Genomic DNA, 23646 nt, shown 5'->3' with positions numbered 1-23646 from the left:
CGGTTAGCCCGGTCCGGCGGCGCGGCGCGCCAGCGCGGCATTGCCGGTCGCCCGCGTCGAAGGTTCGAGCGCCGGGCTGGCGACGGGAGCAGGGGTGCTGGGGCCATTGGAACCATTGGTGCTGTTCGAAGTCGTCCCGCCGGTAGCAGATGCCCCCTCGGGCCGCAACGGCCGGGGCGGCGCGAACAGGAAGCCCTGGCCGAACCGCACGTCGAAATCCAGCAGATCGACCACCGCGCGCTCGCCCTCGATCTTTTCGGCAATCAGGTCGATGCCGAAGCGGCCGAGCAGATCCGACAAGTCAGAGGGGTGAATGTCCGACGTCGAGCTTTGCCTGGGATCGAGCAGCAGCGCCGCTGGAACCTTGATGAAGCGGACGCCGCGGTCGGCGAGTTCCCGCGGCTCGACCCGGAGGTCGCTGACATGGTCGATCGAGAAACGGTAGCCGCGCTGCGACAGCGCCGCCAGATGCTCGGTCTCGGTCGGACCGAGGTTGCGGAACGTGGCCTGCTTGAACTCGAGCACGAAGGACGGCGCCAGCGCGCGATTGGCTTCGAGGAAGTCGAGGCATTGCGCGAAGGTGGTGGGATTGGCCAGCGTCGCCGCCGAAACGTTGCAGAACACGCCGACATCCTTGTTTCGCACCATCAGGCGGCGCAGCACCTGCACACAGCGCAACATCACCATGTGGTCGATGCGCCCCATCAGGCCGCCGGCTTCGGCGGTGGCGATGAAATCGTCGGCGGCAAGAATCTGGTCGTTGTCGTCGCGCAGCCGCGTCACCGCCTCGTAGAAGCGCACCTTGCGCTGCGGCAGCGTCACCATCGGCTGCAGATAGATGTCGAGCCGGTTCTCCTCGATGGCGGTCTTCACCGCGGCGAGAAGCTGCGGCTGGCTGCGCGCGGCGGCTTCGGCGACGGCAGGCGCTGGCGCGGCGACCGGTGCCGGCCTGGCGACGACGGGCGGCGCTGCGGATTCGGTGGATGGTGGCGGTGAGGTTCGCGGCTCGGCGACAGGCGCAGCCACGATTGCGGCCGGTGCCGGTTCCGGTGGCGCTGCCGCCGCGCCCGAGGCAATCAAATCCTCATGGCTGGCGACGGATCCCGCGAGCTGCTTGACCAGCACGCCGAGTTCGTTGATCTCGCCGACCACGGCCTGGATGCGGTCGCTGCTGGCGGAATTCGCCGACACCACGCGGCCCTCGACGGCCGCGAGCCGGCGGCCGAATTCGGCGACCTGGCGGGCAAGGTCGGCGGTGCCGCGGGACAGGTCCGCGATCTGGCTGCCGACATCGGAGCGATCGCGCAGCCGCATCGAAACCGCGTTGTAGAGGATCAGGAAGGTCAGCGCCGTCAGCGCCACGATCGCGGATTCGGTTCCGCTGATGCCGGCGACCGCATGCAGGACCAGGCCAAGCGAGGCTGCGACCAGCACCATGCAGATGGCGATAAAAATCGTCGAAATGCGAATCATGTCGCGCGCTACGCTCTCAGGTCCGAACTGCCCCACCCGGGAAAACGCGGAAATTTTCAGGCATCGTCCGGTTTGCGCTTCCCCCAGGCGCAATGACCTTAGCATCAATGTTGATTCGCAGGTCTAGTGTTCTTCAAGAGGTTGGAACCGCCGGTCCCAGCGTATCGGCCATGGTGGCGCCGCGGGTGCCCAGCGGCTTTCGATGGCCCACAGTGGTATCGACTGCGGTCTGGTGCTCGATTTCCGAGTTCAGTTCCGCCCCGAACAGCACGACAATGGCCGACATCCACATCCACATCATAAGGCCGATCGCGGCCCCGAGCGAACCATAGGTCGCGTTGTAATCGCCGAAGTTCGACAGATACCAGGACAACGCCGAGGAGCCTGCGATCCACAGCAGAGCGGCAAGCAGCGTGCCGATGCTCAACCATTCCCATTGCGGTGCGCGGCGGCTCGGTCCGAACCGGTAGAGCAATGCCAGCGCCGTCAGCAGCGCCGCGAACAGCAGCGGCCACCGCGCAAGGCTCACGAGGAACAGGCTGTCCGGGGGCAGGCCGAGATGGTCGAGCGCCAGCGGAAACGCCACCACGGCGCCGACCATAACCATCAGGGCGGCGATCCCACCGACGGTGAAGGACAGCGAAAGCAGGTTCAATCCGATGAAGCTGCGCTTCTCTCGTTCGTCATAGACCACGTTGAGCGCATCGATCACTGCCTTGACGCCTGCATTGGCACTCCAGAGGGCAAGTCCGAGGCCGAACAGGAAGGTCCAGCCCAGCGCGGTGCTGCCCTTGTCTAGCACCCGTGCAATCTGCTCCTGCACGATCTGGAAGGAGCCTTCCGGCAGCATCACCGCCAGCGTCTGCAGATTGGCGCCGATGGTCGAGGGGTCGGCGAACAGCCCGTATGAGGAAACCAGCGCGGTTACGGCCGGAAACACCGCGAGCAGGCCGAAGAACACGACGCCGGCCGCAGTGGCGAGCAGACGGTCGTCGTTGAACTCCTCATAGGTGCGCCAGAGAATATCTTTCCATCCCGCCCAGGGAATGCTGAACGGGCTGCGCGCGCGCCGCCCGCGGCCGCGTTGGGAAAGCTCGCGGGTAAAGTCGCTGCCTTTGGTGGCCGCTGGATCGGTCGTTGGATTGGCGTGTTCAGGCACGGACGTCTGGAAATAGCGCTGCGCGGTCAGGATCACGAGGGTGGTGGCCGCAATCAGGATCAGATTATCCGTATGGTCGGAGCGGGCGCGGGACATCAGATTCCCGCGTGTCGTGCCTGCTGCTGCCGCCGCCGCACCGCCGCGTAGCCCAGCAAGCTTGCCATCAGGATCAAGCCGATATTCGCGTTTCTATTGCCGTGCCCCGGCCGGTTTCGCCGCCGCCGATGTTCCACCGGCGCCGCGGGGGCTTGCAGGATCGCCGCGGCCGTGTCCCTGACGGCCTCGATCTGGTCGGGCTTCATCGGGCTGGCCTTGATCGCCACCCGCAAGCGGCTGGTGAGCGACGGGAACTGCGGCGGCGGGCGCTTGAGTTTGATGGCCGCCACGGCGGCGCAGATGCAGGCGATGATCGCGAGCAGGCCGCCGACGGCGCCGAACGCCCAAAACTGTCCGTAGTTGATTTCAACCCAGCGAAACAGCGCTGCTGTGCCGACGAGGAGCGCCGCGGTCAGAAAAACTCCGGCGGCCGCGAAGAGGCCGGCGGCGATGGCGTAGGAGGTGACCGTGCCGGTGGCCTGGTCGGTCCGGTCGCGCAGATAGGATTGCGTCGCGCGCTTGACCTGGTTGAGCTTCAGTCCAATGCCAGCGCGCAACAAGCCGCTCGAAGGCCCGGGCATGTCAGCATTTCCTCCGTCGGCAGAGACACAATTGTCTCTGCCGGGAGTGAACGCGGCTTGTTTTCGAATGTTCCGGAAAGTGACTTACGCCAGCGCCTAAAGATCGTCGGCCGTAATGTAGAAAACTTCGGCTTCCGAATCCTCGGTGTCGAGCCACATCAGCGGTAATTGCGGATAGGCCGCTTCAAGCGCGGGCCGGCAACGGCCGATCTCGCAGAGCAGTCCGCCATCCGGCGTCAGATGCTGTTTGGCCTCGTCGAGGATGCGCCTGACGATGTCGAGCCCATCAGCGCCGCCATCGAACGCGAGTTTCGGTTCGGCGCGGCATTCGCGCGGCAGGGCCGCCATGCCTTGCGAATCGACATAGGGCGGGTTTGAAATGATGAGGTCGTAGCGCTTGTCGCCCAGTGGCTTGAACAGGTCGCCGCGGTGCAGGTTAAGGCGATGTTGCAGCCCGTAATCGGCAACATTGTGCGCAGCGACATCCAGCGCATCCCTTGAAATATCCACCGCGTCGATTTCGGCGTTGGGAAAACTCCGGCTCGCCAGGATGGCCAGGCAGCCCGAGCCGGTGCAGAGGTCGAGCACATTTTCCACCGCCGCCGGGTCCGCGATCAGCGAACCGCCGGTGACGTCGTCGTCACCGCCGAAATGCGAATCCAGCAATTCGCCGATGAAGGAGCGCGGCACGATGGTGCGCTCGTCGACAAAGAACGGCAGGCCGCGCATGTAGATCTTGTTGACGAGATAGGCGGTCGGCGTCCGCGTGACGACGCGGCGCTCGATCAGGCTGATGATCGCCTTGCCTTCGGCCGCGGTGACCCGCGCGGTGGCAAACGCTTCGAACTGGTCGGGGTGAAGACGCAGCGATTCGCAGACCAGAAACGCGGCCTCGGCGACCGGATCGGTGGTGCCATGCGCGAATACCAGGTCGGCTTCGATAAAGCGGCTCACCGCAAAGCGAACGAAATCCAAGAGCGTCAGCAATTCGCCGGCGCGGACTTTGGGAAATTTCGGCTTGGTGTGTTTCGGCAGACCGCGTTTGACGGGCGCCTTGCTCTGTTTGGCCATCAGGATTTGGTCCAGCGCGCCGCGGCGTCGTCGTCATGGCCGCGCGCCTCGATCCAGCTGGTTCCTTTCGCGCTTTCTTCGCGCTTCCAGAACGGCGCATTGGCCTTCAGATAATCCATCAGGAACTCCGCCGCCTGAAACGCCGCCTGGCGGTGCGCCGACGCCGCCAGCACCAGCACGATGTTCTCGCCCGGCGTGATGCGCCCGACGCGATGCACCACGGTGAGGCCGGTCAACGGCCAGCGCGACATCGCTTCGTCGGTGTGCCGCTTGATTTCGGCCTCCGCCATGCCGGGATAGTGCTCGAGCGTCAGTGCCGCGATCGGTTCGCCCTTCTCGCTGCCGCGGCAGATGCCGCTGAAGGTCACGACCGCGCCGACATCGTTGCGGCCCTTGGTCAGCGCCGCAATCTCCTGCGCGATGTCGAAATCGGCTTGCTGGATGCGGATGGTCGCGGTCATGAAGCTTTCTTCTTTTGACGCGTTTTCTTGACGCGAACCGGAGCCTACTTCGCTCGAAAACGCTATGCTAATCAACCGCCGGTCATCGGCGGAAAGAACGCGATCTCGCGGGCGCCTGATATCATCGCATCCGGCTTGACATGGGTATGGTCGATCGCGGCGCGGATCACCTTCGGCTTCTCGAATGCGTAGGCATAGGTCTCGCCGCGCTTGGAGAGCCAGCCGATCAAATCGTCCACCGTGCGCACGGCGGCCGGCGGCTCGACCATTTCCTCCGAAATGCCGATCCGTTCGCGCACCCAGGCGAAATACTTGACCTTCATCCCTCATCCTCCTTGATGAGGTGATGGATGCCGGCGCGGAAATAGTCCCAGCCGGTGTAGATCGTGAAAATCGCGGACGTCCACAACAGGAATATCCCGATCATGGTGGTGGGGGAAAAAATCTGTTCGCCCGCTTCGCCGGCGATCAAAAAGCCGATCGCGACCAGCTGGACGGTGGTCTTCCATTTCGCGAGCCTGGTCACGGGCACGCTGACCCGGAGCGCCGCGAGATATTCCCGCAAGCCCGATACCAGGATTTCGCGGCACAGGATCACGATGGCGGCCCACAGCGTCCAGCCATGGATGCTGTTGTCGGCGGCCAGCATCAACAGGCAGGACGCCACCAGCAATTTGTCGGCGATCGGATCGAGCATGCGGCCGAAGGCGGATTGCTGGTCCCACATCCGTGCATAATAGCCATCGAGAACGTCGGTCACGGCGGCGGCGATAAAGAGCGCCAGCGCCACCCAGCGCAGCCAGAGCGGGCCGTCCATGATGGATTGGGCATAGACGCAGCCGACCACCACCGGGATGGCGGCGATGCGGGCATAGGTCAGGATATTCGGGAGGGACAGGCTCTTGGACTGGCCCTTGGTGGTTGCGATGTTCATCCGTCTTACCAATACCGCTCAGGCGTGAAGGTCAACCGTGCAGGCCCAGATGATCTGTCGCAGGCGACGGCCAAATGAAACGCCCAGGTGAACCTCATGTGAATCGGCTCCCTTTAACCCGGTTGCGCATGGAAAAACTCGAAAATCTTGCGGGCGCTTTCGGCGCTGACCCCTGGAACCTTACCAAGGTCGGCGATCGAGGCCCGCTCGATTTCCTTCAGCGTTCCAAAGTGATGCAGCAAGGCACGTTTGCGTGACGGGCCGATGCCCGGAATCTCCTGCAAACCCGCTTCGCGGATGTCCTTTTTGCGCAGTTTGCGGTGCGATCCGATCACGAAACGATGCGCCTCGTCGCGCAGCCGCTGGATGAAATACAGCACGGGGTCGCGCGGTTCGAGCTTGATCGCCTCGCGGTCCGGCATGAACAGCGTTTCCCGGCCGGCGTCGCGGTCCGGCCCCTTGGCCACGGCCAGCAGCGTGACTTGCGTCAGTCCCAGGGTCTCGAAGATCTGCCTTGCCGCGTTGAGCTGGCCGCGGCCGCCGTCGATAATCACCAGATCGGGCCATTGCGGAAACGAATCGTCGTCGGCCTTGATCTCGGCTTTTGCTTTGGCGGTATCGTCTTCCGGCGGTTTCAACAGCCGCTTGAAGCGCCGCTCCAGCACCTCGCGCATCATTGCGTAATCGTCGCCCGGCGTCAGGCCTTCCGACTTGATGTTGAACTTGCGGTACTGGTTCTTGATGAATCCGTCGGGTCCCGCCACGATCATCGCGCCGACGGCGTTGGTGCCCTGGATGTGGCTGTTGTCGTAGACCTCGATGCGCTTGGGCGCATGCGGCAGCCCGAGCGTAGTGACCATGCCCTCCAGCAGGCGGCCTTGGGTCGCGGTATCGCTGAGCTTGCGGCCGAGCGCCTCGCGGGCGTTGGTCAGCGCATGCGCGATCAATTCCTTTTTCTCGCCGCGCTTCGGCGTCGAGACTTCGACCTTGAAGCCGGCCTTGACGGCGAGGGCGTCCGCCAGCAGCGCGCTTTCCTCGATCTCGTGCGACAGCAGGATCAGTTTCGGCGGCGGTTTGTCGTCGTAGAATTGCGCCAGGAACGAGGCCAGCACTTCCTCCGGCGTGAAGGATTTCTCCGCGCGCGGGAAATAGGCGCGGTTGCCCCAGTTCTGGCCGGTGCGGAAGAAGAACACCTCGACGCAGGAATAGCCGCCCTCCTGATGGATGGCGAACACGTCGGCCTCTTCCACGGTGCGCGGATTGATGCCCTGCTGCGACTGGATCGCCGACAGTGCGGCGAGGCGGTCGCGGTAGAGTGCGGCAGTCTCGAATTCGAGTTCGACGGACGCCTTTTCCATCTCGCCGGCCAGTTCTTTTTTGACCAGATGGCTGCGGCCGGACAGGAAGTCGCCCGCCTCGCGCACCAGCTCGGTATAGCCGGGGAAATCGATCTCGCGGGTGCAGGGGCCGGAGCAGCGGCGGATTTGGTAGAGCAGGCAGGGCCGGGTGCGGCTCTCGAAGAAACCGTCGGTGCAGGAGCGGATCAAAAACGCGCGCTGCAGCGCCGTGATGGTGCGGTTGACGGCGCCGGCGTTGGCGAACGGCCCGAAATACCGTCCGGGCCGCGACTGCGCGCCGCGATGTTTGAGGATCTGCGGCGCCCAGTGGTCGCCGGTGATCAGGATATAGGGAAATGACTTGTCGTCGCGCAGTTGCACATTGAAGCGCGGCCGCAGCTGCTTGATCAGGTTGGCCTCGAGCAGCAGCGCCTCGGTCTCCGTCGTGGTCGAGATGATCTCGACCGCAACGGTGGCCGCAATCATGCGCAGGATTCGCGCCGGCAGCGGCGCGTTGACGCGGGCGTAGGAGGCAAGCCGCTTGCGGACGTTCTTCGCCTTGCCGACGTAAAGCACGTCATTGCCGGTGTTGAGCATGCGGTAGACACCGGGCGAGGTCGGCGCCAGGCGCACGGCGTTTTCGATCGCGGCATGGCCGACCGCGAGCGGGCCTTCGGCCAAGGCCTCCGTGGCGTCCTCGGCGGTTTCCTCCGCGGGTTCCGGCAGGCGGGCCTCTTCCTCGTCCTCGGCCGCAGACGTCGCCGGATCGAGATCGGCAGAGCCAAGCTCCTGCGCGGGGTCCTTTGCAAGGTCCTTTGGGAGCAAATCCGGCTGGGAACCTGGCCGCGGCTTGCCTGGGGCTTTCGGATGGTCGGTAGAATCGTGATCCATGGGCCTAAATTAAGCGCTGCTGGCCGGCATCGCCAGCGTGCCGGCGGCGACCGAGGCCACGCCGGGTAACACATTCTTAAGACTGATGATCGGGCGGTAAGAGGGCTTAACAACCCTTTAACTTAAAACTCTCGATAAATCTTACAGGAAAAAAGTGGAATTCCGTAACCAAACCGGCCTCGGCCGGAGGGGCACGGCAGTTGCGTGGTGGAGTTGAGTGATGGGCAGCTTTGTTTTGCGGGCGCTGGCGGTGGTTGCTGCTGCAGCCTGGACGATGTCGGCGCAGGCGGCCGATATCAATTACGGGTCGCGCGCGCCCTATACCGTCAATCAGCCGCTCAACGCCTATAGCTGGGCCGGTCCCTATCTCGGCGGCAATCTCGGCTATGCCTGGGGTTCGGTCGCCAACAACCCGACCAAGCCGTCGGGCTTCGCGGGCGGCGTGCAGGCCGGCTACAACTTTCAGAACGGGCCGTGGGTGTTCGGCGTCGAGGGCGATATCAACGCGAGCGGCGCGGGGGACACCTTCGCGCCGTGGAAATTCTCCAACCCCTGGTTCGGCACGCTGCGCGGCCGGGTCGGCTACGCGTTCAACAACGTGATGTTCTACGGCACCGGCGGTCTTGCCTTCGGCGAACTGCGCGCCACCACGTTCGGCCTGTCGGAATCCCACACCACCGCGGGCTGGACCGCGGGCGTCGGCGCTGAAATGGGCTTTGCGCCGAACTGGAGCGCCAAGGTCGAATATCTCTATGTCGACCTCTCCAACACCAATTTTGTCATCACCGGAGTATCGAACGGCTACAGCTTCGGGCTGATCCGCGCCGGCGTGAATTATCGCTTCTGAGAACAAGAGAACGCAAGAAAACGCAAGAAAACGCAAAGAAACCATCTGTTGCAGCCTCCCGGCGGCGCCAAGCCGCCGGGATTTTTTTGTCTCGTGGACAGTGCGCGGCGGCACGCCTAAAATTCGTCGATGCAGCCGGGGCAGCCAAGTCTGACCGCCTTGGGCGCCGCCCGTTTGCGCGCGGCGCATCAGGTGCTGGATAACGCATCGATCCTTTGTGATCCGCTGGCGCTGCGCATTCTCGGCGACGATATCCAGGTCTCGCTCGACCATGCCCGGGCCCACACGTCCGGGCCACGCTTGCGCTGGTTCATCGCCGCGCGCTCGCGCATCTCGGAAGAAGCGCTGACGGAAGCGGTGAATAATGGGGCGACGCAGTTCGTGGTGCTCGGCGCAGGGCTCGATACGCTCGCCTACCGGACGCCGCTCGCGGGTGGCCTGCGAATTTTCGAGGTCGATTTTCCCGCCACGCAAGCATGCAAGCGCGACATGCTGGCCGCCGCGACGATCGCCGTGCCGGACACGCTGACCTATGTCGCGATAGATTTCGAACGGCAGACATTGGCCGAAGCGCTGGACGCCGCAGGCTTTGTCGCCGCCGAACGCAGCTTCTTCAGCTGGCTCGGCGTGGTGCCTTATCTGACCGAGACGGCGGTGTTCTCGACGCTCGGCTATATCGCGCGGCTCGAAGGCGGTGCTGAAGTGGTGTTCGACTATGTCAATCCCGCAAGCTCGGTCGCACCAGCCGGCCGCGCCGCGCATCAAGCGCTTGCCGAGCGGGTGGCCGCGGTTGGCGAAAGCCTTCAGAGCTATTTCGATACCGCATCGCTTTGCGCCCGCATGAGCGCGACCGGCTTCCGGCATGTCGATGATGTCGGCCCTGACAGGATCGCGGCGCGCTTCTTCCCCGAGAGCGAACGTACCGCACCGGCGCGTGGCGGCCACATCATGCACGCCTCCACGTTCTGAGGCGCGCCTCGCGCTCAGCGGGATTTGGTGCAGGCAAAACTTCAGTCCGCTTTCACCGCCAAGCTTCAGCTCACGCGTCAGCTTACGATGAAATCACCAGGTTGACCGCCTTGGGGCCTTTGCCCTTCTTGTCTGGTTCGACCTCGAATGTAATGCGCTGTCCTTCAGTCAAATCCTTCAATCCGGCCCGCTCGACGGCAGTGATGTGAACGAACACGTCGCGACCGCCGTCATCAGGCTTGATGAAGCCGTAGCCACGTTCTCCATTGAAGAACTTGACTGTACCAGTCATGGCCATCGGGAAAACTCCTCCCCGTATTGCTTTGCCGCTACGCGCAATTCGCGTATCGGCCGACCGGACATTCGCTGCCGGAAGCTTGGCCACCTGAACCGATCGGGTCACGCACCGATCAGTCTGGATTTTTTTAGGCCTTGATCACTCCGCCGCAACCATTCGCGGAAGCGGAACGTAAAGCCAGTCATAACGGCCGAGCATAATACGGTTCCGCGCAAATTGACTATGGCTCAATCGCACTTTTCAGCCCGATGCACTGCCTTGAAGGCTTACCCCCAAAGGTTTGCATTCAAGGCTTGCATTCAAGGCGAGCCTTCAGGGTTTGGGCGTCTCAAGCCTGAACCGGCCGGCGCCGCCCTGGCCGAGCGGTTTTTCCAGTTCGGGTAAAATGGTCTTCAGCTCGCCCGCCAGCGTCCACGGCGGGTTGACGATCAGAAGCCCGGTTGAGGTGAGGGGACCGCCGGCCTGCTGCGGTGCGACGCTGAATTCGAGCCGCAGACATTTCCCGGCCGGCTTGCCGGTCTCAGCCACAGCGGCGACATGCCGCGCCAGGCCGTCGGTGATGCGCCGGCTTTTGACCGGATACCACAGCAGATAGCTGCCGGTCGGCCACTTCGCATAGGCCTCCGCAAAGCCGTCGGCGAGCTTTTCGAACTCGTCCTTCTGCTCGAATGAAGGGTCGATCAGCACGAGGCCGCGCCGCTCGTTCGGCGGCACGAAGGCCGGCAACGCCGTCCAGCCGTCGAGGTCGACGACCCGGGCCTGGGTGTCGCGGCGCAGCGCATCGATCAATTGCTTGTGGGCTTTCGGCTCGATCTCGCAGGCCGTGAGGCGGTCCTGCGGCCGCAGCAACGCGCGCGCGATCAAGGGCGATCCGGGATAGGCTTTCAGCTCGGCTTGCGCGTTGAAGGCCCCGACGATGTCGAGATAGGGCGCCACCAGCGGCAACGCATTTTCCGAGAACCGCGCCTGCATCACCCGCGCGATGCCGGTCAGCCATTCGCCGCTGCGGCGGGCCTCATCACCGGACAGATCGTAGCGCCCGGCGCCGGCATGGGTGTCGATGACGCGAAAGGCGGCGGGCTTTTCCTGCAGATAGGTCAGCATCCGCACCAGCACGATGTGCTTGATGACATCGGCAAAGCCGCCGGCATGAAAGGCGTGTCGGTAGTTCATGGCACAGGGGTTACCACGTCATTGCGAGCGTAGCGAAGCAATCCATAGCGCGGCAAAACAAAACTGGATTGCTTCGTCGCGGAGCCTGTCATCGGGCGCGCATTCGCGCGACCCGTTGGCTCCCTTGCGCAGACGCTTCGCGTTTGTCGCAGGCAATGACGGCGGACGAGTAATCCTAGCTCCCCCGCACCGGCGGCATCACGACCTCGTCGCGGCGGCAGGCGCGGCGGTCGATTTCCTCGCAAGAGCGGAATTGCAGGTCCTTGCTCATGCAGACCCTGACTTCGCTGAGGCGCCGGCTGCTGCAGACCACCGAAATCGCCGAGCTGCTCAGGCCGGGATTGACCTTGATAAAGGCTGCCTCGAGCGCCTCGGGGGCGATCGTCTTCGATTCCGACAATTGCAGGAATTCCTCGGGGATCTTCACCGCGGCGCGGGCTTTGCGGATGTTCTCGAAATAGGCCCGCGCGCCAAGGCCGGAACAGGTGCCGTGCTTGTCCCATTCGTTGAAGATCAGCCCGGGCGCCGGCATCAGGTCCAGCATCGACGTCATGACGTTGCGGTCGAGCCGGGGCGACGGCCGTTGGCAATATTCGGGAAAGCCGCGCTCATATTGCGGCCACAGGCCGTGGACCACGAAGGAAAACGGGCGCTCGCACTGGATCTGCGCAGAACGGCCGCTATTGCCGCGTTCAGAGGCGGCCTCGCAGAAGGAGGGCGACCACGACAGGGCCAGCACGTAGAAATCGAACTCGCCCGGGGCGTTCTGCCGGCGGTCCTGCGCGGCGGCGTGGCCCGCGGTGAACAAGACAAGTGCCAGCGAAATCAGCAGCCGCGAAACAATGACCGATGGAAACATCAAGCGCTCCCTTACTCGCAAAGCATGACGTACTCGATTACCCGAGCGTAGCAGGGAACCGGAACATTTCAAGAACAAAAATGGCGTTAGCCGCGAATCGGGTGGCGCCGGCCACCGCGATCGAAAAACTCAGGCAGGGAGCTTGGGGTAAGCTTAAGGCCGTGCGGCCTTGCAGCCGGGGTTATAGGCCCAGTTGCGGTCCAGCCCGGTGACGCACCATTCGACACCCTGGCCGAAGCCGGCAAAGCCGCCATCCTCGACGATCGAATAGTGCACGTTGCGCACCTTGCCGTCGCTCAGCATCACATCGCCGGTGCAATAGCGGCGCGGAATGTTGTCGGATTGCCAGGGCCGGAACGTGGTTTCGTGGATCCGGCCGTAAGAGGTGATGGTCAGGGGCGAATTCCAGAAGGTGCTTTCCTTCTCGCGGAACTGCGAAATGATGGTCGGCAGCGCCGATTCGCACGGCGCAACGCGCCCGTCATACCGGGGACCGGACAGCCAGAAATTCAATTCGAGCGGATTGGCGGCCTGCGCCGACTGGCCGAATGCCAGGACGGCGAGCGACGCGGCCAGGCCGAGGGTTTTCAACGATGTGAAGAGGGTGCGCATGGGAATTCCGCTGGTCATCCAACCCTCAAGACCGTGCCGTGAAGCCCGGACGAGGTCAAGTGCAGCGCGGCAACACCTTGCAGGCAAGTCGAGGTCCGGCCGTAACCCATTCTTTTCACGGCCGCCGGCGCACTCTATGGTGGCCCCAGCGAATGGAGTCTGCGATGCAAAGAATTGGGGCCGCGTGCCTGGTTGCGATGTGCGGGTTGCTGTCGGCTGCGCCGGCGCAGGCCGACTGGGTGCCGCCGTTCAAGGGCAATGATACCGGCGGCATTATCGCCTATTCGCTGGCGAGACAGGCGGATGCGCGCCAGCTCGCGGTCGATCACTGCGCCGGTTACGGCAAGGTGGTGAAATTCCTGGCGGTGCAGCCCTATGAGGGCGGATACGTCTCCTTCGCCTGCCGCTGGGTGCCCTACGGGACCCACGCCCGGCCGCTGCGCACGCTCTACTGAGCCGGACCTGAACGCCTGAACCACGACCAGGGGAGCGCAAGCATGGCGCGACAGCTTGATTCCGTTTGTTTGGCGCTTGGCCTGCTCGCGGTGTGGCCTGCGAGCCATGCCGGCGCCGTCGAGCTGCCGGTGCGCAAGGCCGGCCTGTGGGAAATGAAGGTGGTGCAGACCGGCTCGCCGGTGCCCGAGATGACGATGCAGCAGTGCACCGACGCGACCACCGACAAGGATATGAGCACCTCGTTCTCGCCGATGGCCAAGGACGTCTGCTCGAAAAACGATACCCAGAAGACCGCGACCGGCTACGTCACCGATTCCGTCTGCGGCTCCGGCGGCATGTCGGTCAAATCGCGTGCCGAGATCACTGGCGATTTCAACTCCGCCTACACCGTGAAGTCGACCTCGAACACCACGGGCGCTCCGGCCGGCGTGCCGCGCGATTCCACGACCACGATCGAGGCGAAGTGGCTCGGCGCCTGCAAGGCCGATCAAAAGCCCGGCGATATCATCATGCCCGGCGGCATGAAGATAAATCTCAAGGACATGGAAAAGCTGAAGGGCCTGCTGCCGAAGCAGCCGGGGAAGTAACGATGCAGAACTTGTCGTCCCTGCGAACGCAGGGACCCATACGCCGCGGCCGATATTGTTGAACAACGCAGATAACGACCACCGGATAAAACCAACATTCGCTGGTGGTTATGGGTCCCTGCGTTCGCAGGGACGACAACGCTCTTTCGTTCCTACACCGGCACCCTGACCGCCGCGCGCAATCCACCCATCGGGCTGTCGCCGAGCGTGATGTCGCCGCCATGCGAGCGGGCGATGTCGCGGGCGATCGCAAGGCCGAGGCCGGTGCCGCCTTCGTCCTGGTTGCGGGCGTCGTCGAGCCGCAGGAACGGCTTGAACACTTCCTCACGCATGTTGGCCGGAATGCCCGGTCCGTCGTCGTCGATCGTGACCGTCAGATAGCGGTGGTCGCGATGGCCGGTGATCGAAATCGTGTTGGCGTGCCGCGCGGCGTTGGAGACGAGGTTGGCAAGGCAGCGCTTGAACGAGGCCGGTTTGACGGTCACCACCGGCAGGCCGTGGAACGCCACCGTCGCGGTATGGCCGTGGCGCTCGGCATCGCTGCGCAATTCCTCCAGCGCCATCGACATGTCGGTCGGCTGCGCGACCTCGCCGCTGTCGCCGCGGGCAAAGGCGAGATAGGCCTCGAGCATGCCGGACATCTCGTCGACGTCCTTGCGCATGCCGTCGACCTCGGGGCTGTCGCCGATCAGCGCGAGTTCGAGCTTGAAGCGGGTCAGGATGGTGCGCAGATCGTGGCTGACGCCGGCAAGCATCGCGGTGCGTTGCTCGATCGAGCGCTCGATGCGCGCCTTCATCTCCAGGAACGCCTGCGCCGCGCGCCGCACTTCCCGCGCGCCGCGGGGACGGAAGTTCGGCGCCTCGCGGCCCTTGCCGAAACTTTCGGCGGCGTCGGCGAGCCGCAGGATCGGCCTGATCTGGTTGCGCAGGAACAGCACCGCGACGATCAACAGGATCGAGGACGTTCCCAGCATCCAGAAGATGAAGATCTCAGAATTGGAGGCATAGGCCGCACTTCTTTGCGCGAAGATGCGCATCACCGCGTCGTCGAGCTGAATACGGATTTCAACGAGGTTGGATTTGCCCACGGTATCGATCCAGAACGGCCGGCCGATCTGGCGGCCGATCTGGACCGAGAGCGTCTGGTCGAGCAGCGAGAAGAACGGTTTCGGCCCGGGCGGCGGCATGTCGCCGACGGGGAGAAAATCGACCACCAATTGCAGCCGTTGCCCGATACGGCGCAGCTGCGCGCGTTCCTTGTCCTGCGGATAACCCTTGTAGACGTCGATCAGGCTGGCGATATCTTGCACCACGGCAGCCGACAGGCGCCGCGTCACCGTGTTCCAGTGCCGCTCCATGAACACGAATGCGACCACGGTCTGCAGCACCACCATCGGCACGATCATGATCAAAAGCGCGCGGGCATAGAGGCCGGTCGGCATCCAGCCCTTGAACGCGTTACCCATCCAGCCATTGACTTTGGAGACCCGGCCTGCGGCGGTGCGGATCAGCGTGAGGCCGGTGTCGAGCGTGCTCATCGCGTTTGGTTCGTTTGGCTCACGGCGACGCCACCAGGCGATAGCCGATGCCGCGCACCGCCTGCAGGAACAACGGATTGGCCGGATCTTTTTCGATCTTGCGGCGCAGCCGGTTGATCTGCACGTCGACGGCGCGCTCGTTGACGGTGCCGCCGCCGGTCAGCGCCGCGCGCGGCACCGTCTCGCCGGGGCTTAAGCTCAGGATGCGCAGCATCTCGCGTTCGCGGTCCGTCAGGTGGATGACCTCGTCGCCCTCGCGCAGCTCGCCGCGTTCGAGATGATAGACGTAGGGCCCGAATGCGATCTGCTCCAGCGCTTCCACTGCAGGCGTTGCGGTGCGCTTCAGGATGTTGCCTATCCGCAAGACCAATTCGCGCGGCTCGAACGGCTTGGCCACATAATCGTCGGCGCCGATCTGCAGGCCTTCGATGCGGGCTTCCGCCTCATGGCGCGCCGTCAGCATGATGATCGGCACCGAGGAGGAGGTGCGGATGAAGCGGGCGAGATCGAAGCCGGTTTCGCCGGGCATCATGACGTCGAGGATCAAAAGATCGAAATGCAGGCCGAGCAGCTTGGCGCGGGCGTCGGTGGCGCTCGCCGCGGTCGTGACGCGATAGCCCTCGCCGGACAGGAAGCGCGACAGCAAGTCGCGGATACGGCGGTCGTCATCGACCAGCAGCAGATGCGGGGCGTCGTCGGCCATTTGCCGCGGCGGCCGCGCGGAGGCTGCGGCGATGGTTGGGTTGGCAGTTGCGTTTGGAATTCCGTTCGGGGTTCCTTGGGCCACAGTCACTCCCTTGGCTTCTTTCCGCTGCCGAAGATCGTCTCCAGCACCTTGTCCGGGTCGTCGCGATCGATCATCGCGCGCAGGAACTGCCGCACCGTTTCCTGGCCGGCGGGATCGATATCCTGCATGGCGCGGTTGATGCGATCGGTCTGCAGCCCGGCGAGCTTCGCCACCAGGGCCTCGCCCTTCGGGGTGGCGTAAAGAAGGCGCTGCCTGCGGTCGTTATTGCCGGTCTTCTGCACGATATAGCCTTCGTCCAGCAATTGCTTGAGCACCCGGCCCAGCGACTGCTTGGTGATGCGCAATACGTCCAGGAGGTCGGCGACCTTGAGGCCGGGGTAGCGGTGGACGAAATGCATCACCCGGTGATGGGCGCGGCCGAACCCGAACGCCTCGAGCTCATGGTCGGCATCGCCGACGAAGTCGCGATAGGCGAAGAACAGAAGCTCGATGATATCCCAGCGCAATTCGCCGGCGCGCGGGGGCGGGGACACGCCGTCAGGCCCCTTCGAATCGGGGGCGCCGGCAGGCTTTGAGAAATTTATGTCAGTCATGTTGACATATCTTGGGTTCAATGTTACAAAACTGCCAGCCACGACGAAACTTTAAGTCGTTTCGGCCTTGGCAACGTTAGGAGCGACCGGAGTAAGCCAGCGATGGCGGCAACGGCCGCGAATTGGACTACCGTGCGATTGTCGAGCGGCATTTGCGCAAACATACTGGACTTCGGCACTCCGCAAAAGCGTGTCCTCAAGGGACTTGCCAGCGATGGAAACCAGCGGCAAGGCCGGTGGTGGTGAAGTCCGGACCAATCAAGCAAGCAGGCTTGACGAAACAGGCCTGCGCCAGGAAATGCACCGGTTCCGACAGCAGGAAGCAAGGGCGGGAAGCAAGACCATGAGTTTGAAATTCGACATCCAGCCTGCGACCAATCCGACGTCCGAAAAGGAGCGCGCGGCACAGCTCGTGGACCCCGGCTTCGGCCGGGTCTTCACCGACCACATGGCGATCGTCCGCTACAATCAGGCCAAGGGCTGGCATGACGCGCGGGTCGAATCCCGCGCCAATTTTCCGCTCGATCCGGCCGCCGCCGTCCTGCATTACGCGCAGGAGATTTTCGAGGGCCTCAAGGCCTACAAGCGCGACAACGGCGTGAACCTGTTCCGCCCCGACGCCAATGCGAGGCGCTTCAGGAATTCGGCCGAGCGCATGGCGATGGCGCCGATCCCTGAGGACGTCTTCATCGAAGCGGTCGAACAACTGGTGCGCATCGACAGCGCCTGGATACCCGGCGGCGAGGGCAGTCTCTATTTGCGGCCCTTCATGATCGCGAGCGAGACCTTCCTCGGCGTCAAGCCTTCTTCCGAGTACATCTTCGCCGTCATCGCCTCGCCGGTCGGCTCCTATTTCAAGGGCGGACCTGCCCCGGTGTCGATCTGGGTGTCGGAAAACTACACGCGCGCCGCGATCGGCGGCACCGGCGCCGTCAAATGCGGCGGCAATTACGCCGCCAGCCTGCGCGCGCAGGCTGAGGCGATCCAGCATGGCTGCGATCAGGTGGTTTTCCTCGATGCGGTCGAACGCCGCTACATCGAGGAACTGGGCGGCATGAACGTGTTCTTCGTGTTTGACGACGGCTCGCTGCTGACGCCGCCGCTCGGCACCATTCTGCCCGGCATTACCCGCGATTCGATCATTGCGCTGGCAAAGGATTCCGGCACGCGCGTGCGGGAGGAGCTCTACACGATCGACCAATGGCGCAGCGACGCCGCCAGCGGAAAGCTGAAAGAAGCCTTTGCCTGCGGCACCGCGGCGGTGATCTCGCCGATCGGCAAGGTATGTTCGGCGAGCGGCGATTTCCTCATCGGCGGCGGCGCTGCCGGCCCCGTCGCGATGGGGATGCGCAAGAAGCTGGTCGACATCCAGTACGGCCGTGCGGAAGACCCGCACGAGTGGATCCGAAAGGTCCTGTAACCGGCGGCGGAATCCGCCGCCTCTGAGACAAGCAATTTTTTTTCGACCTGAGCACGGGGCCGCGCGCGCCTCGCGGAGTCGCGGCGCGTGCGCGGTCAAACTGGGAGAGAGGCCATGGGAATTTCCTTCGACAAGATCGATGGCGTCATCTGGTACGATGGCAAGCTCGTGCCGTGGGCTGACGCCAACGTCCATGTGCTGACCCACGGGCTGCATTACGCGAGTTGCGTGTTCGAGGGCGAGCGCGCCTATGGCGGCAGGGTGTTCAAGAGCACGGAACATTCCGAGCGGCTGAAGAACTCGGCCAACATCCTCGATTTCGAGATTCCATATTCGGTCGCCGAGATCGATGCCGCCAAGCAACTCGTGATCGACAGCAACAATCTGCCTGACGCTTATCTTCGCCCGATCGCCTGGCGCGGTTCGGAGATGATGGGCGTGTCGGCGTCATCAAACACCATTCATCTGGCGATCGCCGCCTGGGATTGGCCGAGCTATTTCGATCCGGCCACCAAGATGAAGGGCATCCGCATGTGCCTTGCCGAATACAGGCGCCCCGATCCGATGACGATTCCGGCGATGGCCAAGGCCTCCGGTCTCTACATGATCTGCACCATCTCAAAGCACAGAGCGGAGCGTGCCGGCTATGCCGACGCCATGATGCTGGACTGGCAGGGGCGGGTCGCCGAATGCACCGGCGCCAACATCTTCTTCATCGCCGATGGCAAGATCCACACCCCGATCGCCGACTGCTTCCTCGCCGGCATCACCCGCGCCACCGCGATCGATCTCGCGCAGCGTCGCGGCATCGAAGTGATCGAACGCCGCATCATGCCGGACGAACTCTCTGGTTTCACCGAGTGCTTCATCACCGGCACCGCCGCCGAAATCACCCCGGTGGCTGACATCGCCGAGTGGAAGTTCACGCCCGGCAAGATTTCGGAACAGCTGATGGCGGACTTTACGGCCGAAGTGCAGCCCAAGAGCAAGGCCGTCGCGGCGTAAGCTCTTCCCCTCTCCCCTTGTGGGAGAGGGTGGCACGAACGCGAAGCGTTCGTGACGGGTGAGGGGTTCTCTCCTCACGGTAAGATTTCACGCCGGGGATACAGGCCCCTCATCCGGCGCCATAGCCGATGCAAAGCATCGGCGCTCTAAGAACGGCGGCCGAAGGCCGCCTATGCCACCTTCTCCCACAAGGGGAGAAGGGAAGTGAACTGTTTCGCCCGCTTGCGCGACCAATTCCCGGATTTGCGGATAGCGGTTCGTGGAATGGTGAAAATGACCTCAACCCTCTCAACATGCTCGAAATGCGTCGTGGCGGCCGCCTTCGCGGCGGCGCTTGCGCTTCTCGGCTCCCCCACCACGAGTGTCAGGGCCGAAGACCGCTCCCCCGTGATCGACTTTCGCAACGGCGACCCGGAGATCAATGCCGCGATCGCGCAGGCGCGTTCCACGCTGCCGAAATTCTGGGCCTCCTACGACGCGCCAAAACCGTCGGAGACCGGTCACTCTCTCAAGGCGCGTTTTCCATATCCGAACAACAGCGGCGAACACATCTGGATGGCCGAGGTGAAGAAGATTGGAGACGGCCGCTATTCGGGCAGGTTCGCCAATGCGCCGCGCCATTTACCCGGCAAGCGGGCCGGCGACCTGGCCGAGTTCAGGGAGGCCGACATCTCGGATTGGATGTTCTTGCGGAACGGCAAGATCGTCGGCGGCGAGACCATCCGGCCGATGCTGAAAAAGATGTCGAAGGCCGACGCCGACGCGCTGCGCGCCAGGATGGAAACCCCTTAGACGCCGGGCAGGACGTTCTGGCCAAAACCGGCCCGGTGGGCTAAGTGCGTGGGATGGGCCGAGCGAAACGAGCCCACCCTGTTTTTCCCGGTGAGCGCGGCGCCCGAAGCGGCTTTGCCCACCCTACACAAGTTGCAACGCCGCCCATGGCCGACAAATCCAAGAAACCCCAGAAGCTGAAGGCGCGCCTGCCGCGCGGGCTGGAGGATCGCGGTCCCGCCGCGATCTCGGCGACGCGGCAGATGGTCGAGAAAATCCGCGAAGTCTATGAGCGCTACGGCTTTGAGCCGGTGGAAACCCCGGCGATGGAATACACCGACGCGCTCGGCAAATTCCTGCCCGACCAGGACCGGCCGAACGAAGGCGTGTTCTCGTTCCAGGACGACGACGAGCAGTGGATCAGCCTGCGCTACGATTTGACCGCGCCGCTGGCGCGCTATGTCGCGGAAAATTTTGACTCGTTGCCGAAGCCCTATCGTTCCTATCGTTTCGGGTGGGTGTTCCGTAACGAGAAGCCGGGTCCGGGGCGCTTCCGCCAATTCATGCAGTTCGACGCCGACACCGTCGGCGCGCCGACGCCGGCCGCCGATGCCGAGATGTGCATGATGGCGGCAGACACCATGGAAGCGCTCGGCATTCCCCGCGGCAGCTATGTGGTGAAGGTCAACAACCGCAAGGTGCTCGACGGGGCGTTAGAGGCGATCGGTCTCGGCGGCGAGGAGAATGCCGGACGCCGGCTCACGGTGCTGCGCGCCATCGACAAGCTCGACAAATTTTCCGCCGACGAAGTTCGCAAGTTGCTCGGTCCCGGACGATGGGATGGAGGCGAAGAAGGCAAGGGCGACTTCACAAACGGAGCCGGCCTAAGCGCCGCGGACGCCGACATCGTGTTGGCCGTCACGCAAAAACGCGACGACTGGAAAGAGGCAATTGCCGCCGCCGATGTTTATCTCGCCAAGAGCGACGTGGGTCAGGCCGGCGTCAGCGAATTGGAAGAGATTGCCAAATTAGTCACAGCATCCGGTTACGCATCGGATCGCATCCGTATCGATCCTTCCGTTGTCCGCGGTCTCGAATATTACACCGGTGCAGTCTACGAAGTTGAGCTGCTGCTGGAGACCAAAGACGAAAAGGGCCGTCCCGTGCGTTTCGGCTCGGTCGGCGGCGGCGGACGTTACGATGGGCTGGTCTCACGGTTCCGCGGCGAACCCGTTCCTGCAACCGGCTTCTCCATCGGCGTGTCTCGGCTGCAGGCGGCGCTGACACTGATCGGCAAGGTCGATACCAAGCCTGCCGTCGGGCCTGTTGTCGTCACCGTGTTCGGCGGCGAAATCGCCGATTACCAGAAAATGGTCGCGACGCTGCGCAACGCCGGTATCCGCGCGGAACTCTATCTTGGAAACCCGAAGCACAGCCTCGGCCAACAGATGAAATATGCCGACCGCCGCAACGCGCCCTGCGCGATCATCCAGGGCTCGGACGAGCGGGCAAACGGCAAGGTTCAACTCAAGGATCTCATCCTCGGAGCGGGCCTGACCGAGATCAAGGACCGCGAGGAATATCTGAAGAAGCAGTCCGAGGCCCAATATGAGGTCGATGCAAGCAAGCTCGTCGACGCCGTACGCGAAGTGTTGGCGCGCCATGACGTGAAGTGGGGATAGCCATTCATTTCCGGCGTCATGCCCGGCCTTGTGCCGGGCATCCACGTCTTGTTTGATGGAAAAGATCGTGGATGATCGGGAGAAGCCCGGCCATGACGAAAATAAAGAGGGAGAAGAAAAAATGCCCGAGATTACCGTGAGCATGGCCGCCGGCCGCACCGACGAGCAGAAGGCCGGCATGATGCGCGACATCACCCAGGCGCTGGTCAAGAACCTCGGCGTCGATGCCGATGCGGTCGTGATCCAGATCAACGAAGCGCCGCTCGCCCACAAGATGAAGGGCGGCAAGACGTTTGTCGAACGCGCAGCTGCTGCGAAGAAGTAGGGCGCCTGTCGTCCCGGCGAAGGCCGGGACCCATACCGCGTTGTGCTCTCGGTTGGAGCAAGGTGGCTGACACCTTCCGCAGCAACAACGTTCGGTGGTTATGGGTCCCGGATCGCGCTTCGCTTGTCCGGGACGACGGCTTGTTGTTTTAGCGGGGCCACCCATGGACGCACGCGGAATCATAAAAATCGGTATGAGCGCCGAGCGCACGCTGGTGGTGCCGCCGGAGCGCACGGTCGGGCATTTCGTGCCTGATATGCCGATGGTCTATGCGACGCCGATGATGATCCTGGAAATGGAGATGGCATCGGGTGATGCCGTCCGGGACCATCTTCAGCCGGGCTGGATCACCGTCGGCACTGAGGTCGATATCCGCCATATCGGCGCTTCGCTGGTCGGCTCGACCGTGCGGACCACGGCAAAAGTGGTCGCGGTGGAACGCCGCGTGATCCGCTTCGAGGTCGAGGCCTTTGAGGGCGAGCGCAAGATCGGCGACGGCCGCCACGCCCGCGGCCTCGTCAATGTCGAGATGTTTAACAAACGCTTGGGCGCGAAGTAGCTAAGCACTCAACCGTCATCCCCGCGCAATGGCTTCGCCATTGTCGCTGGAGGTGCGAGCGTTAGCGAGCCTCGAAGGATGGGCCACGGGCGGTAATCATCCTTCGAGGCTCGCCGAAGCCGGCGAGCACCTCAGGATGACGGAGAGATCGAAAAACTACTTCGCCAGGTCCTTCGAGCGCTGCGTTGCCGCGGCCACCGCGCGCGTCATCAGCTTCTGCATTCCGTCCGAACCCATCAGCACTTCGAGCGCGGCCGCGGTGGTGCCGCCGGGCGAGGTGACGTTCTGGCGCAAGGTCGCCGACGACAGGTCCGAGCGATGCAGCAGCTCGCCGGAGCCGGCGACGGTTTCGCGGGCGAGCTTGGTCGCAAGCTCCTCCGGCAGGCCAGCCGCGACACCGGCGCGTGCGAGTTCTTCGGCGAGCAGGAACACGTAGGCCGGCCCCGAGCCGGACACCGCCGTCACCGCGTCCATCAGGCTTTCCTTGTCGACCCATTCGACCGAGCCCGTCGCGCGCAGCAGCGCGTCGGCGATCGCGCGCTGCGCGGCGCTGACTTTTTTCGCCGCGACCGCAACCGTGATGCCGCGGCCGATCGCGGCCGGCGTGTTCGGCATGGCGCGAACCACACTGCCGCCGACGACCGCTTCGAGCACAGCAATCGGCGTGCCCGCCATGATCGAGACCACCAGCGTCGACGATCCCGTGAAAGCCTTCAGCGCCGCACCGGCCTCGCGAAAGGATTGCGGCTTCACCGCGACCACCAGCGTGTCGACCTCGCCGACATCCTTGGCCGTCGGATTGAGCCGAATGCCCTGCGCCGCCAGCGCGTTGATCTCTTGGGAAGGATGCGGCTCGATCACCACGACGCGCCGGGGATCGAGCCCCTGCGCCAGCCAGCCGGTCAGCATCGCGCCGCCCATCTTGCCGGCGCCCGCGAGCGCGATGGTGCCGTGGACGTTTTTGAGTGCGTTGGTTGTGTTCAAGGTGATCACCACGAATTCGCTGTCGTCCCGGCCTTGAGCCGGGACCCATAACCACAGGCGGTTCTAGTGAAGCGAAGGACAGGCCACAAGCAGTTTGCTTAAGCCATTGACGTCACGGCGTATGGGTCCCGGCCTGCGCCCTAGGTGGTGTGGACTCTAAGGATTCCCTTTTAGGCGCAAATCAGATTCAAGGCTTCTTTTTGGGAGGCAGTCTTGG

Annotated in this window: 26 protein-coding genes; 10 read left to right on the top strand and 16 right to left on the bottom strand. The window is 63.7% G+C overall.

The genetic code is table 11. The features are described 5' to 3' along the window. Window positions 1-3: 3 nt before the first annotated feature. From JQ629_RS30830 to uvrC, 8 genes are all read right to left on the bottom strand, one after another. Entirely contained in the window at window positions 4-1473 is a 1470-nt protein-coding gene (locus JQ629_RS30830; protein WP_212415815.1) for an EAL domain-containing protein, read from the bottom strand. 133 nt (window positions 1474-1606) lie between these two features. Then, complete coding sequence (locus JQ629_RS30825) at window positions 1607-2728, bottom strand: YihY/virulence factor BrkB family protein (RefSeq protein WP_212415814.1); 1122 nt, start codon at window positions 2726-2728, stop codon at window positions 1607-1609. Then, window positions 2728-3309, bottom strand: coding sequence for a phage holin family protein (locus tag JQ629_RS30820; RefSeq protein ID WP_212415813.1), 582 nt, complete (start codon window positions 3307-3309; stop codon window positions 2728-2730). The genes JQ629_RS30825 and JQ629_RS30820 overlap by 1 nt, the downstream gene beginning before the upstream one ends. A gap of 96 nt (window positions 3310-3405) precedes the next feature. Continuing rightward, window positions 3406-4380, bottom strand: coding sequence for a 50S ribosomal protein L3 N(5)-glutamine methyltransferase (gene prmB / locus JQ629_RS30815; RefSeq protein ID WP_212415812.1), 975 nt, complete (start codon window positions 4378-4380; stop codon window positions 3406-3408). After that, on the bottom strand, window positions 4380-4841 hold the full coding sequence (locus JQ629_RS30810; protein WP_212415811.1) for a molybdenum cofactor biosynthesis protein MoaE: 462 nt from the start codon (window positions 4839-4841) through the stop codon (window positions 4380-4382). The genes prmB and JQ629_RS30810 overlap by 1 nt, the downstream gene beginning before the upstream one ends. 71 nt (window positions 4842-4912) lie before the next feature. Next, window positions 4913-5164 carry a molybdopterin converting factor subunit 1 gene (gene moaD, locus JQ629_RS30805; RefSeq protein ID WP_192738827.1) on the bottom strand — a complete coding sequence of 84 codons (252 nt, stop codon included), beginning with the start codon at window positions 5162-5164 and terminating at the stop codon, window positions 4913-4915. After that, window positions 5161-5775, bottom strand: coding sequence for a CDP-diacylglycerol--glycerol-3-phosphate 3-phosphatidyltransferase (gene pgsA, locus JQ629_RS30800; RefSeq protein ID WP_212415810.1), 615 nt, complete (start codon window positions 5773-5775; stop codon window positions 5161-5163). Before pgsA ends, moaD begins: the two co-directional genes overlap by 4 nt. A gap of 113 nt (window positions 5776-5888) precedes the next feature. Next, window positions 5889-8003, bottom strand: coding sequence for an excinuclease ABC subunit UvrC (gene uvrC, locus JQ629_RS30795; protein ID WP_212415809.1), 2115 nt, complete (start codon window positions 8001-8003; stop codon window positions 5889-5891). 220 nt (window positions 8004-8223) lie between these two features. On the opposite strand from uvrC, the gene JQ629_RS30790 reads away from it, so the two are divergent. Then, window positions 8224-8850: an outer membrane protein gene (locus JQ629_RS30790; protein ID WP_212415808.1), complete on the top strand. Its 627-nt coding sequence runs from the start codon at window positions 8224-8226 to the stop codon at window positions 8848-8850. A gap of 129 nt (window positions 8851-8979) precedes the next feature. Next, entirely contained in the window at window positions 8980-9819 is an 840-nt protein-coding gene (locus JQ629_RS30785) for a class I SAM-dependent methyltransferase (protein WP_283815968.1), read from the top strand. Between the two features lie 82 nt (window positions 9820-9901). Here JQ629_RS30785 and JQ629_RS30780 read toward each other — a convergent pair whose 3' ends face one another. The 4 genes from JQ629_RS30780 to JQ629_RS30765 form a co-directional block, all read right to left on the bottom strand. Beyond that, window positions 9902-10117, bottom strand: coding sequence for a cold-shock protein (locus JQ629_RS30780; protein WP_028350729.1), 216 nt, complete (start codon window positions 10115-10117; stop codon window positions 9902-9904). A 312-nt stretch (window positions 10118-10429) separates the two neighbouring features. Continuing rightward, complete coding sequence (locus JQ629_RS30775; RefSeq protein ID WP_212415806.1) at window positions 10430-11290, bottom strand: 23S rRNA (adenine(2030)-N(6))-methyltransferase RlmJ; 861 nt, start codon at window positions 11288-11290, stop codon at window positions 10430-10432. Window positions 11291-11465: 175 nt separating this feature from the next. Continuing rightward, a complete protein-coding gene (locus tag JQ629_RS30770; RefSeq protein WP_212415805.1) occupies window positions 11466-12149 on the bottom strand; it encodes a ribonuclease T2 family protein in 684 nt (227 codons plus the stop codon). Window positions 12150-12302: 153 nt separating this feature from the next. Further along, window positions 12303-12761: a hypothetical protein gene (locus JQ629_RS30765; protein ID WP_212269328.1), complete on the bottom strand. Its 459-nt coding sequence runs from the start codon at window positions 12759-12761 to the stop codon at window positions 12303-12305. 164 nt (window positions 12762-12925) lie between these two features. On the opposite strand from JQ629_RS30765, the gene JQ629_RS30760 reads away from it, so the two are divergent. Both JQ629_RS30760 and JQ629_RS30755 read left to right on the top strand, forming a co-directional pair. Then, window positions 12926-13216 (top strand): hypothetical protein, encoded by a 291-nt coding sequence (locus JQ629_RS30760; protein ID WP_212415804.1) that lies wholly within the window; start codon window positions 12926-12928, stop codon window positions 13214-13216. 42 nt (window positions 13217-13258) lie between these two features. Next, a complete protein-coding gene (locus tag JQ629_RS30755) occupies window positions 13259-13804 on the top strand; it encodes a DUF3617 domain-containing protein (RefSeq protein ID WP_212415803.1) in 546 nt (181 codons plus the stop codon). A gap of 152 nt (window positions 13805-13956) precedes the next feature. Here JQ629_RS30755 and JQ629_RS30750 read toward each other — a convergent pair whose 3' ends face one another. The 3 genes from JQ629_RS30750 to JQ629_RS30740 all read right to left on the bottom strand — a co-directional run bounded on the left by JQ629_RS30750 (window position 13957) and on the right by JQ629_RS30740 (window position 16683). After that, window positions 13957-15342, bottom strand: a complete 1386-nt coding sequence (locus tag JQ629_RS30750) for an ATP-binding protein (protein WP_212415802.1) — start codon at window positions 15340-15342, stop codon at window positions 13957-13959. 19 nt (window positions 15343-15361) lie between these two features. After that, entirely contained in the window at window positions 15362-16045 is a 684-nt protein-coding gene (locus JQ629_RS30745; protein ID WP_212415801.1) for a response regulator, read from the bottom strand. 86 nt (window positions 16046-16131) lie between these two features. Next, window positions 16132-16683, bottom strand: a complete 552-nt coding sequence (locus JQ629_RS30740) for a MarR family winged helix-turn-helix transcriptional regulator (protein ID WP_212415800.1) — start codon at window positions 16681-16683, stop codon at window positions 16132-16134. Between the two features lie 343 nt (window positions 16684-17026). On the opposite strand from JQ629_RS30740, the gene JQ629_RS30735 reads away from it, so the two are divergent. The 6 genes from JQ629_RS30735 to JQ629_RS30710 all read left to right on the top strand — a co-directional run bounded on the left by JQ629_RS30735 (window position 17027) and on the right by JQ629_RS30710 (window position 22445). Then, complete coding sequence (locus tag JQ629_RS30735) at window positions 17027-18103, top strand: branched-chain amino acid aminotransferase (protein WP_212415799.1); 1077 nt, start codon at window positions 17027-17029, stop codon at window positions 18101-18103. Window positions 18104-18217: 114 nt separating this feature from the next. Then, window positions 18218-19108, top strand: coding sequence for a branched-chain amino acid aminotransferase (locus tag JQ629_RS30730; RefSeq protein ID WP_212415798.1), 891 nt, complete (start codon window positions 18218-18220; stop codon window positions 19106-19108). Window positions 19109-19381: 273 nt separating this feature from the next. Continuing rightward, entirely contained in the window at window positions 19382-19900 is a 519-nt protein-coding gene (locus JQ629_RS30725) for a YegJ family protein (RefSeq protein ID WP_212415797.1), read from the top strand. A gap of 146 nt (window positions 19901-20046) precedes the next feature. After that, window positions 20047-21561 carry a histidine--tRNA ligase gene (gene hisS / locus JQ629_RS30720; protein WP_212415796.1) on the top strand — a complete coding sequence of 505 codons (1515 nt, stop codon included), beginning with the start codon at window positions 20047-20049 and terminating at the stop codon, window positions 21559-21561. A 121-nt stretch (window positions 21562-21682) separates the two neighbouring features. After that, window positions 21683-21886, top strand: coding sequence for a tautomerase family protein (locus tag JQ629_RS30715; protein WP_025590867.1), 204 nt, complete (start codon window positions 21683-21685; stop codon window positions 21884-21886). Between the two features lie 163 nt (window positions 21887-22049). Beyond that, complete coding sequence (locus tag JQ629_RS30710) at window positions 22050-22445, top strand: thioesterase family protein (protein ID WP_212415795.1); 396 nt, start codon at window positions 22050-22052, stop codon at window positions 22443-22445. Window positions 22446-22601: 156 nt separating this feature from the next. Here JQ629_RS30710 and proC read toward each other — a convergent pair whose 3' ends face one another. Next, entirely contained in the window at window positions 22602-23366 is a 765-nt protein-coding gene (gene proC / locus JQ629_RS30705) for a pyrroline-5-carboxylate reductase (protein WP_249135391.1), read from the bottom strand. Window positions 23367-23646: the final 280 nt, after the last annotated feature.

The sequence above is a fragment of the Bradyrhizobium sp. AUGA SZCCT0222 genome (assembly GCF_018130205.1).
GTDB lineage: Bacteria > Pseudomonadota > Alphaproteobacteria > Rhizobiales > Xanthobacteraceae > Bradyrhizobium.
The sequence above is the reverse complement of the archived record's forward strand: the minus strand, read 5'-3'. Positions and strand labels throughout refer to the sequence as shown.